The sequence below is a fragment of the Cohnella zeiphila genome (genome assembly GCF_014212055.1).
Taxonomy (GTDB): Bacteria; Bacillota; Bacilli; order Paenibacillales; family Paenibacillaceae; genus Cohnella; species Cohnella zeiphila.
This window is the reverse complement of the sequence record NZ_JACJVO010000020.1, coordinates 80,221-94,060: the sequence shown is the minus strand read 5'-3', so window position 1 is coordinate 94,060 and position 13,840 is coordinate 80,221. Positions and strand designations below refer to the sequence as shown.

Here is a 13,840-nt window from a genome sequence, read left to right as displayed (position 1 = left end):
TACGTTTGTCTTACAAATGTCCGATTCGATGAAACCTTACAAAATACCCTAAAATAACACCGTTTCCACTTGCTGGCGAACATGATAATTTGATCTTAGGGGGTTGTCCCCTCTATAAAAAATTAGGAGGAATGGCCATGGATGAGAATGAAGATCTGATCGTGGAAGAGCAAGCGGAAGACGTGACCCCCGAAGAGCCCGCCGAAGCGGAAGTAGCGGCGGCGCAGACGGAAGCTCCCGAAGCTTCCGAGGAAGAAGTAGCGGCTTCGGAAGAGTCTGAGGCGTCCGCGGAAGCGGACGAAGAGGAAGCCGAAGACTCGGAAGACTGACTTCGAAATTTTATTCGACGCGCAAGGTGTCTTTCAAGATATTTCGTTTCGGCGAAAAAAGGGAGAGTCCACGAGCGGCGGACTCTCCTTTTGGCGTTGGTTAAGGCAGGTCTCCGATCGGTTGCTAGCTCCTGCCGCCGCTAGCGACGCGAATCTGGCGAGCTCGAACGGCTGCCTTCCCGGTCCGGGAGGAGACGAATCTTCGCCGCTAGAGTGCAAATCTCTGCCGATCTGGACGCCCCCTCAAGCCGAAGTCAGCCGCCTCGCGAGCGAAACGAGCTGAGCAGCGCCCATTTCCGTTCGCGGCGCTTCATGTAGCGCGGCAGGGATCGGTAGATCTGCGCGCATTCCCGATCCGCTTCCTTCGCCCGGTCCGGCTGCCCCATCTCGCGATAAATGCTTCCAAGCCGGTAATAAGCTTCGCAGGAAGACGATTGAATGTCCCGAAACCGCTGCAAGTAGTCCAGCGCTTTGGCCGCATCCGTCTTGGCGAACGCCTCGCCGAGCCGCAGATAAGGCAGGCCGTACTTGACGCGGGGGCTGATCTCCAGTGCCTTCAGCATCGCCTGTTCCCCTTCCTCGCGGCGGCCGAGCGCCAATTCGCACAGCCCCAGATCGCTCCAGTATTCGGCCGAATGCTCCATCCGGTCGCCCATCGTCCGGAGCTCCTCCATCGCTTCCTTATATTTTTTGCTTTCGATCAGCAGGCGTACCAGCTCCGCGCGCGCCGACACGTCATGCGGATTCACCTGCAGCTGACGCCGCCACTTGGCGATCGAGCTGCGGCGCCGGAACGGACGAACGAGGCTGGGCGAGAGCCCGATGAATCTTCTCTCCAGGAAATAAAGCACCACCAGCAGCACGATCAGCGCCAGGAACGGATTGCCCAGCAGCCACCATAACAAGCCGAACAGGAAAAACAGCTTCACGGCGAACCTCCCCCTTCTTCCGCTTCTCCTCCAGACGGCGTTTCCGTACGGTATGGAAAAACATTTCCTTTTCCGATCATACCACAGAAGGCCGAACCGAGGCGACATCCGACCGGCGGGGTGCGCAAGCAGCAGGCGAGGCGGAAGCCGACAAACGAGAAGACGCAAGCGAGGTGCGGGGGTGGGAGGGCGAGGCGAAGCCGACTTAAACGAGAAGCTGTAAGTGAGGTTCTTAGGCGGGAGGGCGAAGCAATAGCCGGCGAAAGAGTAGCCGCATGCGAGGTGCGGGGGTGGAGGGCGAGGCGAAGCCGACTTAAACGAGAAGCTGTAAGTGAGGTGCTAAGGCGGGAGGGCGAAGCAATAGCCGGTGAAAGAGTAGCCGCATGCGAGGTGCGAAGGCGGGAGGCGAGCTGAAAGCCGACAAGCGAGAAGCCGCATGCGAGATGCGGGACTGTATTGGGCGGGTCGGAGGGACGTGCGAAGATCTGCGGGGTTGTGCGGTGCTTCTTACTTTGAAAAAGATGCAAAATTACAGTTTTGAATGCCATTCGTGGTCTGGCGGCGTGGAATTCCTGCAAATGTGCAGTTTTTTTCGCTGTTCAGCCCAAAACAAGGCATTCCGCCCGCAAATACCTGCAGAATTGCAGGAATTTCCCTCATGGAGGCCGTTTCTCCGGAAAATGCCTGCATTTTTGCAGGAATTCATGCGAATGGATGGACAAAAAGAACGCCGCGCGGCCGCCTACGAAGGCGGGCGAACGCGGCGGGTGGCCGGAGCTTGCAGCGGATCGTCGGGCCAGAAGTGCTTCGGGTATCGCCCCTTCAAGTCTTTGCGCACTTCGAAGTAGGCGCCGCGCCAGAAGCTGGCCAGATCGCGGGTGACTTGAACCGGCCTTTGGGCCGGGGACAGCAGATGGATCGTCAGAGGCACCCGGCCTCCTCCGATGCGCGGCGTGTCCGGCAGGCCGAACATTTCCTGCAGGCGCACGAACAGCGCCGGGGCATCGGGGTCGGCATAGTCGACCGGAATGCGAGAGCCGCTCGGCACGACGACGTGGGTCGGCGCGTCGCGGTCCAGCGCGCGTCGCTGCTCCCAAGTAAGCGCGGCTTCGAGCGCGTTCGCCAGGTGAAGCCGCTGCAGGTCGCCGCGGCTCTTCATGCCTTCGAGGTGCGGCGCCAGCCAATCCTCCATCGTCGCGGCCAGCGCCTCGTCGGACCAGTCCGGCCAATCGCCGCCGTGGCGGGCGAGAAAACGGACGCGTTCCTTCAACTGAAGAGCGGAACGGCTCCACGGCAGAGCGTCCAGCCCGAGCGAGCGAATGCCTTGCAGCAATGCCGCGGCAACCCGTTCGGGATTCGGCTTTGCCAGCGGACGCTCGCCGAGCGCTACGGCCCCCAAACGGCGAACGCTGCGGGCGCGGACCGCCTCGGCTTCCGGATCCCAGCGCACGTTCTCTTCCTCCGTAATCCGGTCGGCGAAATGCTTGACCAGATCGGCTTCGTCCAAGGCCGCCGCGAGCTGAATGCGGCCTTCCTGCCCCTGGTCGTCGAGCTCGGCGACGACGACGAATTCGGCTTGGGCGAGAGGCTGCCCTTCGGGCAGGCTGGCGCCCCGGCCGACGCTTAGCGTGTAGCGGCCAGGCCCGCGGCGGCGGCCGATGCGGTCGGGGTAGGCGAAGCCGAGCAGCACGCCGCAGGCGCCGGACGGCGCGGGAGCGTCCGGCCCGCGCTCGCGGCGCGGCGCAGCGGCTGCTTCCGACGGCTTGGGCCGTCGGGAGCTCTCCGTCGCGCCGGCGTTCGCGAGCGACGGTTGCTGCGCGGCGCTGCCGTCGGGCAGCGTCGCTTCGGGCGACGGTTGCTGCGCGGCGCTGCCGCCGGGCTCGGCGGCGTCCAGCGCGCGGAGAAGCTGCGCCGCCTCGGCGCGCAGCCGATCGCGCACGCGCTCGTCGACGGGCGCGCCGCCGCCGCGGAGCGCTTCGACGCGGAGCGCGATGTCCGCGCTGCGCGAGGCGTCTCCGCGCAGCAGGTCCCGCTCGCCGAGCAGCGCGGCGAGCGAGCAGGCAAGCGCGCCGAGGCCGAGAGGCGCGGCGCGCAGCATCATGTGGGCGAGGCGGGGATGAGCGCCGAGCTCGGCCATGCGCGCGCCTGGGCGTACGCCGCTTGCGGCGGCGGATCGAGCCACGCCAGCTCGAAGGGATCGCCGACGCCCCAGACGGCGAGCTCGAGCGCCAGCGGCGCCAGGTCCGCTTCGCGGATCTCGGGCGTGCCGGTCGGCGCGAGCATACGGTGCTCTTCTTCGGTCCACAGCCGGTAGCAGACGCCCGGAGCCACCCGCCCCGCCCGGCCGCGCCGCTGATCGGCGGACGGCAGCGAGACGGGCACCGTCGCCAGCCGCGACATGCCCGTGCGCGGCGAGAAGCGCGGCACCCGCATGAGCCCGCCGTCCACGACGATGCGCACCCCTTCCACGGTCAAGCTGGACTCCGCCACCGCCGTGGACAGCACGACCTTGCGCCGCCCCGGCGAACTCGGCGCCAGCGCGCGGTCCTGCGCCTCCTGCGGCAAGCTGCCGTGCAGCGGCGCCACGTCCACCGGCCGGCCCGCCAGCGCCGTCCGCAGACGAGCTTCCGCCCGGCGGATCTCCGGCGCGCCGGGCAGGAAAACAAGCACGTCGCCCTCGCCATGCTCGGCCAGCGCTTCCAGCACGGCCGAGGCGACCGCCGGCTCGACCGGCCCATCGACCTTCCGAGCCGCATACCGCGTCTCGACCGGGAACATTCTCCCTTCGCTCGCGATGACGGGCGCTCCCCCGAGCAGCTCCGCTACCGGCTCCGCCTCCAGCGTCGCCGACATGACCGCGAGGCGCAGCTCCTCGCGGAACAGCGATCGCGCCTGCAGGCAAAGCGCGAGGCCGAGATCGGCCTGCAGGCTCCGCTCATGGTACTCGTCGAAGAGGACGAGTCCGGCCTCCTCCAGCGACGGATCGGCCTGCAGCATGCGCGTCAGCACGCCTTCGGTCACTACCTCGATTCGCGTCCGGGGCCCGACCTTCGTATCCATCCGAACGCGGTAACCGACCGTCTCTCCCACTTTTTCGCCTATGGAAGACGCCATGAACCGGGCGGCGTTCCGAGCCGCCAGCCGCCTCGGCTCCAGCATGATGATTTTTTTGCCTTGCAGCCAAATCTCGTCCAGCAGCGCCAAAGGCACCCGGGTCGTTTTCCCGGCCCCGGGCGCCGCCACGAGCACGGCCTGCTTCCGCTCGCGCAGCGCTTCCTTCAGCGCGGGCAGTACCTGATCGATCGGCATGGCCGGCCCCTTCATCCGCGCTCCGCCCCCCCCTCGTTCTCTTGTACGCTCCCCATTATACCGACGGAGGCGCTGCGATGCACCTGCATATGGAGGAAGTCGGTTTCTGCATCCAGTGCGACATGTTCGGTTCGGGCCGGGCACTAACGAATCTGCCTGCTCTTATCGGGCAAAAAAGAGAAGGTTATCCGTTCTAACGAATCGTAGCGAGCTTATCACCTCAAATAAGGTATGAAAAGCAGCAAAGGAGGCCCGATAAGGCCTCCTCGATTCGTTACGTTTCGCCAACCTCCGATTTTGTCCCAATAGCGCCGCTCAGGTTCGTTAGAAGGTTGGCCGGCAGACGGCTGCGAGCAGCGACTACTTTTCCAATGGCACAGGCCCGTTCGCCGGTTGGGACGACGAGCCCCGAACACCCGGCGTCCTCGCGCTTCCGGCCGCGGGCGCCGCACCTCCCCGCTTCGCTCCGGCACGCGACATTGCGACGTACGCCAGCAAAAACGCCAGCACGACCGCAGACATCCCCCAATACCCGCCGCGGAGGCCGCGAGTTAGCTGCCCGGTCACGCCCGCGGCGTCGGAGAGGCCTCCGGCCGGCGTCGCCATCATCATGCCGCCGACCGCCGCTCCGAACATCATGCCCAGATTGCGGCAGAGCGCGATCATGCTGCTCATCGTGCCGAGGCTTTGCCTGGGAGCGAAGCTCATCACGAGGCTGTTGTTCGGCGACGTGATCATGCCCATGGCGGTGCCGAGCAGTACGACGGACGCGATCACGAAGACGAGGCCGGCGCCGGAAGGCAGGAAGCCGAGCGCGGCGAGCGCCGCAACCATACAGCCGAGCCCGAGCAGCAGCACGCGCGCGGAACCGTACCGGTCGGAGCTGCTTCCGCTGAGAGGAGCGGAGATGATCAAAGCGGCCGGATACGCCATGACGATCAGCCCGGCGACCGCCGGTTCCAGGCCCATGACACTGCGTAAAAAGACCGGCAGCACGGTCTGCGTGGAGAAGGCGGCCGCGTACGTCGCGATCGTCAGCAGAATGCCGAAGGCGATGGAGGGATGGCGGAACAAGGACAGCGGGATAAAAGGCGATCGGCCGGTCTGCCCCGGCCGGACGGATAGGCTTCTCCCGGCGAACAGAGCGGCGAAGAGCGCGAAGACGGCGAGCAGCAGCCAAACGGCAGGCGAACTCCAGCCGTCGGAAGCGCCCAGATTCAAGCCGGCGACGAGCCCGGCAAGGGCGGCGGCGAACAAGGCGGCCCCCATCCAATCCGGAGCCGCTCGGGCAGCCGGCGCATCCTTCGGAATCAGCCGCCGGGCCAGCAGCCACGCGACGAAAGCGACGGCGGCGAGCAGCCAGAAGTTGAAGCGCCAGCTGAACGCCTGCAGGATCGCGCCGCCCAGGCTCGGCCCGATCAGCGCCCCGGCGGCGACGAACGTGCTGACCGTTCCAAGCGCCTTCCCCCGCTTCTCGGGCGGAAAAAGCGACACGACCAGCGCCATGTTGTTCGCCTGATAAATCGACGCTCCGACGCCTTGCAGCACCCGGAAGCCGATCAGGACGGGCAGACTGGGCGACAGGGCGCAGCAGAGACCGCCCAGCATGAAGACGAAAAAGCCGAGGTTATGCACGTTGCGCTTGCCTTTCCAATCGCCGATCGCGCCCATGAGCGGCAGGCAGACGGAGACGGTCAGCAGGTAAGCCGTCACCACCCATTGCGTAGCCGGGACGGAGCGGCCGTAGTCGGCGGCGATGTCGACCAGCGCGATGTTGAACAGGCCCGCCGACAGATTGGACAGAAACGCCCCCAGGCAGATGACGTATTGGACGGCCGCCGTCGATTGCGTTCGCACGATATGACCTTTAGCGCCGCCGGCCTCAGCCGGCGGTCGTCACGCGCTCGTCGGCCATCGCTTCCCACGTCTCGATCAGCCGGCCGGTATCCGTCACCGCGCCGAAAAACTTGTCGATGTTCTCCAACGCCATGTCGTGGGCCGCCTGCGTGAACGCGGCGCAGCTGTCGGAGAGGAACACGATATTATAATCGAGCATGTAGCCGTGGCGCGCGGTCGACTCCACGCATACGTTCGTGCTGACGCCGGTCATGACGAGCGTCTCGATTCGAAGGGTGCGGAGCACCGTGTCCAGCCGGGTGTTGATAAAGGCGCTGTAGCGGTGCTTGTTGACGATGATTTCGTCCGGAAGCGGAGCCACCTCGTAGAAGTCCGCGCCCCAGGTGCCGGTCCGGCAGACCTCGCTCGACTTGCCGTCGGAGCGGCCCGTCCAAGCGGCGGAGTCGGTCGCCTTCTCGTGGAACGTCTGAATGAAGATGACCGGCACGCCGCGGGTTCTGGCATACGCCAGCAGCCGATGCAGATTGGGCATCATCTCTTTCACGGCGCCGACGTCGTTGCCCCTGCGCGCGCAGGCGCCTTCCGGATGGCAGAAGTCGTTTTGGACGTCCACTACGATAATGGCGGTTTTCGAAGGTTCCAGGTTTTCTTTTACGAGTTTCATCGTCGTCACCTCTTGGGATTAGGTTGGGATTATTTCGCGTGGTTGACGAATTGCATGTCGACCAGCCCATCGTACGTGTAAGGATCGGTGAAAATTTTCGTCGTCTGCATGACGTCCATGTCGTTCTTGAGCGCCTGTTCGGAGATTTGTCCGTCCGGGCTCCACAGCTCGTCCGCGTAAGCGCGATCCATCGACGCTTTCAGCGCCTCGTCCGTCATCGTCGGGAATTCCAGCTTGGCCTGCGCGGTTGCGTACTCATGATCTTCCTGAACCTTTTTCAGCACCTCCAATATCGCATCCACGAACTTCTGGACGGTATCCGGGTCTTTCTCGATCGACGACTTCTTGACGCTGAGCACGGAGTAGGCGTAGTCGCCGAGCGAATGGAACTTGTAGAACGGCTCGTCCCATACCCCCTTGGAAATGCCGTCGCTTACCTGCGGCTCCGCGCCGTTCGCGATCTCGCCCGCGCCGGATTGCATCATGGCGACGACCGCGGCGCTGTCGGCAGGCTCCAGAAGCTGAGTGTCTTTGTCGGGATCGAGCCCGAGCTGGATGAGCAAATACCGGCTGAGCAGATTGGGCGTGCCGCCGTGGCGGCCGACGATCAGTTTCTTGCCTTGAAGGAACGCCTTCAAATCTTCCGGCGAGTCGCTTTTCGGGCCGGTCCCTTTCTTGGCCATCAAATACACGTTGGCCCGATTGACGACGTTGACGACGGAGATGATCGGATCGTCGTTCTTCCGGTTGGCCATCGCGTTGGACTCCGGCCCGCCGATCACGCCCCAGGCGTCGCCGCTGACGACCGCCGTGACGTGAGTGCCGCCGGCTGCCGTGATGACCTTCACGTTCAGTCCGTATTTCTTGAAATAACCGTCTCTTTGGGCAATGTAGAGCGGCAGGTAGCCGATCGAATGAAGCGGCTCGGCGATGACGAGATTTTTGAGCGGCCCGTCCGCCGCCGGGGCGCTCCCGGAAGCGGACGCCGAAGCGCTGCCGGCGCTTGCGGCCGGACTTTCGTTATTGGCGTTCTTGGCGCCGCAGGCGGCAAGGACAACTAGGCAGATGCAGAGAAGAGCGGCCATCCAGGTACGATTACGCAGCATTGAATTTCTCTCCCTTTTCCGGCGCGGGGCCGTCTCTGTTTTGGTTTTGAAGCTACTGCTTGACGAGGCCTTTGGATAACCATTTCTCCAGCTCGACGACCCCCCAGTACATGAAAATCGAAAGGATGGAGAGCGCCGCGACGCCCACCCAGACGAGATCGATGTCGAGAATGGTTCCCGCGTACATGATCATTCGGCCGACTCCCTTGCTCGACGCGATGAACTCGCCGACGATCGCCCCGGCCAGCGCAAGCGCGATATTGATGCGCAGGCTGCTGATGATCCACGGCATCGACCACGGCACGACGACCTTCGTGAACACTTGGCGCCGCTTGGCCCCGAGCGAGTACATCAGCTTCTCCATGTCGGGATCGACGCTCTTGACGCCGCTGTAAGCCGAGAGCGCCGCCACGACGACGGTAAGGGCGAACGCGAGCGCCACTTTGGAGAAGAAGCCGATGCCGAGCAGGATGACGATGATGGGCGCCAGCGCGAGCTTCGGCATGGCGTTCAGCACGATCAGGAACGGCTCGCTGATCAGCGCGTAATGCCTGGACCACCAGAACGACAAGCCGAGCGCGGCGCCGATGGCTGTCCCCGCCACGAAGCCGATAATGGTGGAGCCGGACGTGTACAGCATGTCGGACAACAAATGTTGCTGCGTGATTTGATCCCATCCGGTCTTCGCGATCGTGAGCGGGCTGCTCCAATAGTACGAATCCAGCCAGCCGATTCTCGTCAAAAGCTCCCATCCGGCCAACACGAGCACGGCGATGAGCACCCGGCCGAGCAGGACGACGCGGCGGCTCTTGCGTTCCCGAAGCTCCTCGTCCTGGATCACGGGCTTCTCGCTCGTCTGCGTCTCCTTCTTGTGGCGCAGCGTCTCGATGACGGCCGATTGCAGAATCGTAGCGTCGCTTTCCATTTTCACGTCGGATCCTCTCCTCTATCGTTATTGTTCAAGATATCCGCTCCGCCGCTTGGGCCGACTGCTGTTCGACGGCCAGCAGATCGAGCAGATGGTTCTTCAGCTCCATGAAAGCGGGGGAGGTCAGATCCTCCTGCTTGCGCGGACGCTCCATGTGGACCGTGACCTTCGTCTTGATCCTTCCCGGCCGCGCGGTGAACACGTAGATGTCGTCGGACAGGTAGATCGCCTCGTCGATGTCGTGGGTGACGAACAGCACCGTCTTGCCGAAGTCGCTCCACAGCTGCAGCAGCCAGTTCTGCATCGTGATGCGCGTCTGAGCGTCCAGCGCGCCGAACGGCTCGTCCAGCAGGATGATATCCCGGTCGTACAGCAGCGTCCTCAGCAGGGCGGCGCGCTGCCTCATGCCGCCGGACAGTTCCTTCGGATAGTGCTTGTCGAACCCTTTGAGCCCGTACCGCTCCATCAGCGGCAGCGCCCGGTCGACCGCCTGCTTCCGGGGGACGCCGCGAATTTCCATCCCGAGCACGATGTTGTCGAGAATGGTCCGCCAAGGCAGCAGCATATCCTTCTGGAGCATGTAGCCGACATGGCCGGTTTTGCCGACGATATTCGTTCCGCCCGAGAGCACCTGTCCGGTGGACGGCGGCACGAGGCCGGCAATGATGTTGAAGAGCGTCGATTTGCCGCAGCCGCTGGGGCCGATAATGCTGACGAACCGGCCTTCCTCGACGGACAGGCTCGTCTCCTGCATCGCGGTAATGTCCACCCCGTTCTTGCGAAAAATTTTGCTGACCCCGCTGATCTCGATCTTGGGTATCGCCGCTTCTCCCATCTTCCGATTCCTCCTTGGTAAAAGTAGAGAAACAAAAAATCGCCAGCTCTCGGGAAGAGAAGACACACAAGTGTCCTAAAAGCTTCCCAGGAACTGACGATTGGCCGGCTCTCCTTGCGGAGCTACAACGCATCGTTCAGGTAACTCTCCACGTCCCGATCCAGGATGATAATCGTGCCGGAATATTCGGTCACGATATCGTAATCCTTCAGAGTCGCGACGATATGCATTTGGAACTCCCGCTCGAACGCCTTCTTGAGCTCGGACTTGAAATGCTCGGATAACAGCGAGTCCAGCCGTTTGGTAGATTCGCGGTCCTTCCCGTCCAGCAGCTTCAACACCGGCACCCGATGGTTGATCGATAGAATCAGAATCTTGTTCCCGACAAAGTCGACCCTCTGACGGCTGACACCGGCGTTGAACATCTCCATGTTGATCTCGTTGTACAGCTTGAGAATGCTCTGCTTCAATTGGCCTGCCGCCAAGCTCAAATCTTTGCCTCCTCTCGTAAATGTAATATTACATTACATATTGAGAGATTAAATATAACAAAAACTTATCTTATCGCTATTATAGATGAGCTTTTTTATATAGTCAATAGTATCGTGTTATATTTTATTACATACATTTCACGGGATCTCGGTCCGTTTTTCTTAATCTCCCACTCCTCTTCTACGAGATTTGTGAAGGGTGGAGAAAAAAGGAATATATTGCCAGGAGGCGAGTGAGATCGGGGGGAGATGCGTCCGCGCGGGAGAACAAGGAAAGCGGCGATGCGGCTGCTGCGTTCGAAGATGTTGGCTCAGCATCGGGCACGAAGGTTGATTCGGCATCAGTCGCGAACCGGAGCCGCATTCTAACGAAACGTCATTACGCTATCTCGACCAAAACGAGGGGCTGCCGAACGTAACGAAACGTACAAACCTTATCGAGCGTAAATTTGTCTTTTTCCCGACCAGCGGGAGCAAATACGATCGCTCCGTTTCGTTAAAATCCAAAATGACCTCTTGAGAGTCTAATAAGAACGCTTGGTTTCGTTAGAGGCGGGAAGAGCAAACGCTCCTACCGATCGAACGTCAGCCTTCGGTCGATATCCAATCGGCGTTCGGCCATTGTTCGATCGGCATGTGGACGATGTTCAAGCGGCATTACCATTACCCGACTTTGGCAGTTTCAGAGCATCTGCATGGAACGATCCGCTTCCAGCCTCCGTTCATTCCCTGGGCAGCCGGGCCGGTGGACGGGCCGTCATCTTCTCGCCAAATACTTGCGAATGTCGAAGGAAACGGCGGCGACGATGATGAGGCCTTTGATGATGAGCTGCCAGTAAGGGCTGACGCCGATAAAGGTGAGGCCGTAGTTGATGACGCCGAAGATGAGCACGCCGGCCATGACGCCGGGAACGGTGCCGATGCCGCCGGACGTGGAGACGCCGCCGACGACGCAGGCGGCGATCGCGTCGAGCTCGTACATGTTGCCGTAGTTGTTGGAGGCGCCGCCCGTCTTGGCGGCTTCCAGCAGACCGGCCAGCCCGTAGAGGGAGCCGGCGATGCCGTAGATCCAGAACAGGTTGCGGCCGACGTTGATGCCGGAGACGTGCGCGGCCTGGACGTTGCCGCCGATCGCGTACATGTTTTTGCCGAGGCGGGTCTTGTTGAAGATAACCCAGACGAGCGCGGCGATGGCGATGGCGATGAGGACCAGATAAGGCACGGAATACGGTCCGCCGTTCCCGATGTAGCCGCTGCCCAGCGTCGTGAAGTCGGAGCGCAGCCCGCCGATCGGCTGGGACTGGTTCGGCTTCATGTCGAAGTACAAGGAGTTCGCGCCGTAGACGGCAACCATCGTGCCGAGCGTGGCGATGAACGGCGGCACTCTCAGCTTGGAGACGATCAGGCCGTTCACTAGGCCGACGATCAAGCCTGCGAGGATCGCCAGAAGGATCGGGATGCCCACCCAGATTTGCGGAAGGTCCGGATAAAAGCGCCGCGCATACTCGGGAATTTGCAGCATGGAGGCGGAGATGACCGCGGTCAGGCCGACGACGCGGCCTGCGGACAGATCGACGCCGCCTGTAATCAGCACGAAAGCGGCGCCGAGGGCGATGATCGCACGCGTGGCGTTCTGCAGCAGAATGTCGTGCAGCGTCTGAACGGACAAGAAGCTGGGATCGTACACCGAGATGCAGACGATCAGAACGACGAGAACGATATAAATCGCGTATTGGGTCACAAACTGGCCGGCGTCTCGTAAGCCGAGCTTCATGGTGCAGCTCTCCCTTCTAGGATTGCGCGGCGAGCCGCATGATTTCTTCTTCCGTCGCCGACGGGCCCTCCACGATGCCGGTGAGGCGGCCTTCGCGCATGACGAGAATGCGGTCGGACATGCCGAGCAGCTCGGGCATCTCGGACGAGATCATGACGATGCTTTTGCCCTGCCGGGCCAGGTCGGCGATGATCGTGTAAATCTCGTACTTGGCGCCGACGTCGATGCCGCGGGTCGGCTCGTCGAGCAGCAGAATGTCGGGATCGGTGAGCAGCCAGCGGGCGAGCAGCACCTTCTGCTGGTTGCCGCCGGACAGGTTCATCATCGCCTGCTTCACGGACGGCGTCTTGACTCGCAGCCGCTCTACGCTCCGCTCCGACGCTTCGCGGCGCTTCCGGTCGTTCAGCCAGCCGTACTTCTCGTACTGCCGCTGGCTGGCGATAACGGTATTCTCGAGCACCGACAGCACGGGAAAAATACCGGTCGCCCGCCGCTCTTCCGTAAGCAGCGCGATCTTATGTCGAATGGCATCCACCGGACGGCGGATCCGCACGGGTTTTCCATGGAGGGAGATCTGTCCGGACGAAACGGCACGGAGCCCGAACAGCGCTTCGATCAGCTCCGTCCGCTGCGCGCCGACAAGGCCGCCGACACCGAGAATTTCACCTTTGCGAAGCTCGAAAGAGACGTCCCGGAACGACCGCGGATTCGGCGATGTCAGGCCGTCCACCCGCAGCAGCACATCGCCGGGAACGTTCTCGCGTTCGGGAAAACGCGAGGTGAGATCCCGCCCGACCATCCGCGAGATGATGAGATCCGTCGTCAGCTCCTCCGCCGGCCAGGTGCCAATCTTCCGTCCGTCGCGCATGATGGTGACGTCGTCGGAGATGCGGAGAATTTCTTCCATTTTGTGCGAGATGTAAATAATCGCCACGCCTCTTCGCTTCAAATCCCCGATGATGCGGAACAGATGCTCCACTTCGTTGCCGGTCAGCGACGACGTCGGTTCGTCCATCACGATTACTTTGGCGTTGAAGGAGACCGCTTTGGCGATCTCGACCGACTGGATCTTCGACACCGACATCGTGCCGACGATCGTGTTCGGTTTGATGTCCATGCCCAGCTCTTCGAACAGCCTCTTCGTGTCGCCGTACATCTTCTTGTGGTCGACCAAGCTGAGCGCCCTGAACTTGCCCAGCCGGACGCTGCGGAGCGGAAAGCGCCCCAGCCAGATGTTCTCCATGACGCTGCGCCGGGGAATCGGATGAAGCTCCTGGTGAATCATCGAGATCCCGCTCGCCAGCGCGGCTTGCGAATTCGGGATGCTTACGGTCTCGCCGTTCATGCGGATCTCGCCTTCGTCCGGCGAATAGAGGCCGAACAGGCATTTCATCAGCGTCGACTTGCCGGCGCCGTTCTCGCCCATGAGCGCGTGAACCGTCCCCGCCCGCACCTTCAGGCTGACGTTCTCCAGCGCCTTGACGCCGGGAAAAGCTTTGGAGATGCCGATCATCTCCAGCAATGCGCCAGGTTCCGCCATCTCTCGTTCCTCCTGCCTGATAACCCCACAAAGCGAGGCTTGACTTCGAAGCTTGCTCAGGTGCTTTGCGGGAAAAAC

The 13,840-nt window shown here is 62.2% G+C and carries 10 protein-coding genes and 1 pseudogene; 1 reads left to right on the top strand and 10 read right to left on the bottom strand.

From position 1 onward, the window contains the following. The first annotated feature begins 137 nt into the window (after positions 1-137). Positions 138-329: a hypothetical protein gene (locus H7C18_RS16200; protein WP_185130126.1), complete on the top strand. Its 192-nt coding sequence runs from the start codon at positions 138-140 to the stop codon at positions 327-329. Between the two features lie 254 nt (positions 330-583). On the opposite strand, the gene H7C18_RS16195 is transcribed toward H7C18_RS16200, so the two are convergent. The 10 genes and pseudogenes from H7C18_RS16195 to H7C18_RS16150 all read right to left on the bottom strand — a co-directional run bounded on the left by H7C18_RS16195 (position 584) and on the right by H7C18_RS16150 (position 13,762). Next, on the bottom strand, positions 584-1,258 hold the full coding sequence (locus H7C18_RS16195) for a tetratricopeptide repeat protein (protein ID WP_185130125.1): 675 nt from the start codon (positions 1,256-1,258) through the stop codon (positions 584-586). Positions 1,259-2,000: 742 nt separating this feature from the next. Further along, positions 2,001-4,582: pseudogene (hrpB, locus tag H7C18_RS16190) on the bottom strand (ATP-dependent helicase HrpB). Positions 4,583-4,927: 345 nt separating this feature from the next. Beyond that, a complete protein-coding gene (locus tag H7C18_RS16185; protein ID WP_185130124.1) occupies positions 4,928-6,424 on the bottom strand; it encodes an MFS transporter in 1,497 nt (498 codons plus the stop codon). A gap of 25 nt (positions 6,425-6,449) precedes the next feature. After that, complete coding sequence (locus H7C18_RS16180) at positions 6,450-7,088, bottom strand: cysteine hydrolase family protein (protein WP_185130123.1); 639 nt, start codon at positions 7,086-7,088, stop codon at positions 6,450-6,452. A gap of 29 nt (positions 7,089-7,117) precedes the next feature. Continuing rightward, positions 7,118-8,194, bottom strand: coding sequence for an ABC transporter substrate-binding protein (locus H7C18_RS16175; RefSeq protein WP_238357734.1), 1,077 nt, complete (start codon positions 8,192-8,194; stop codon positions 7,118-7,120). 52 nt (positions 8,195-8,246) lie between these two features. Next, the gene (locus H7C18_RS16170; RefSeq protein ID WP_185130232.1) at positions 8,247-9,119 is read right to left on the bottom strand and encodes an ABC transporter permease; all 873 of its coding nucleotides are present in this window, start codon (positions 9,117-9,119) and stop codon (positions 8,247-8,249) included. Between the two features lie 34 nt (positions 9,120-9,153). Further along, the gene (locus H7C18_RS16165; RefSeq protein ID WP_185130122.1) at positions 9,154-9,957 is read right to left on the bottom strand and encodes an ABC transporter ATP-binding protein; all 804 of its coding nucleotides are present in this window, start codon (positions 9,955-9,957) and stop codon (positions 9,154-9,156) included. Between the two features lie 122 nt (positions 9,958-10,079). Next, positions 10,080-10,448 (bottom strand): Na-translocating system protein MpsC family protein, encoded by a 369-nt coding sequence (locus tag H7C18_RS16160; protein ID WP_185130121.1) that lies wholly within the window; start codon positions 10,446-10,448, stop codon positions 10,080-10,082. 757 nt (positions 10,449-11,205) lie between these two features. Continuing rightward, positions 11,206-12,222, bottom strand: coding sequence for a galactose/methyl galactoside ABC transporter permease MglC (gene mglC, locus H7C18_RS16155; protein ID WP_185130120.1), 1,017 nt, complete (start codon positions 12,220-12,222; stop codon positions 11,206-11,208). 16 nt (positions 12,223-12,238) lie between these two features. Then, the gene (locus H7C18_RS16150; protein WP_185130119.1) at positions 12,239-13,762 is read right to left on the bottom strand and encodes a sugar ABC transporter ATP-binding protein; all 1,524 of its coding nucleotides are present in this window, start codon (positions 13,760-13,762) and stop codon (positions 12,239-12,241) included. Positions 13,763-13,840: the final 78 nt, after the last annotated feature.

Excerpts from the sequence above, each read along its gene's own strand:
- H7C18_RS16170 (WP_185130232.1), bottom strand. The coding sequence starts at position 9,119 with ATGGAAAGCGACGCTACGATTCTGCAATCGGCCGTCATCGAGACGCTG.
- H7C18_RS16150 (WP_185130119.1), bottom strand. The coding sequence starts at position 13,762 with ATGGCGGAACCTGGCGCATTGCTGGAGATGATCGGCATCTCCAAAGCT.
- H7C18_RS16165 (WP_185130122.1), bottom strand. The coding sequence starts at position 9,957 with ATGGGAGAAGCGGCGATACCCAAGATCGAGATCAGCGGGGTCAGCAAA.
- mglC (WP_185130120.1), bottom strand. The coding sequence starts at position 12,222 with ATGAAGCTCGGCTTACGAGACGCCGGCCAGTTTGTGACCCAATACGCG.
- H7C18_RS16175 (WP_238357734.1), bottom strand. The coding sequence starts at position 8,194 with ATGCTGCGTAATCGTACCTGGATGGCCGCTCTTCTCTGCATCTGCCTA.
- H7C18_RS16180 (WP_185130123.1), bottom strand. The coding sequence starts at position 7,088 with ATGAAACTCGTAAAAGAAAACCTGGAACCTTCGAAAACCGCCATTATC.
- H7C18_RS16200 (WP_185130126.1), top strand. The coding sequence starts at position 138 with ATGGATGAGAATGAAGATCTGATCGTGGAAGAGCAAGCGGAAGACGTG.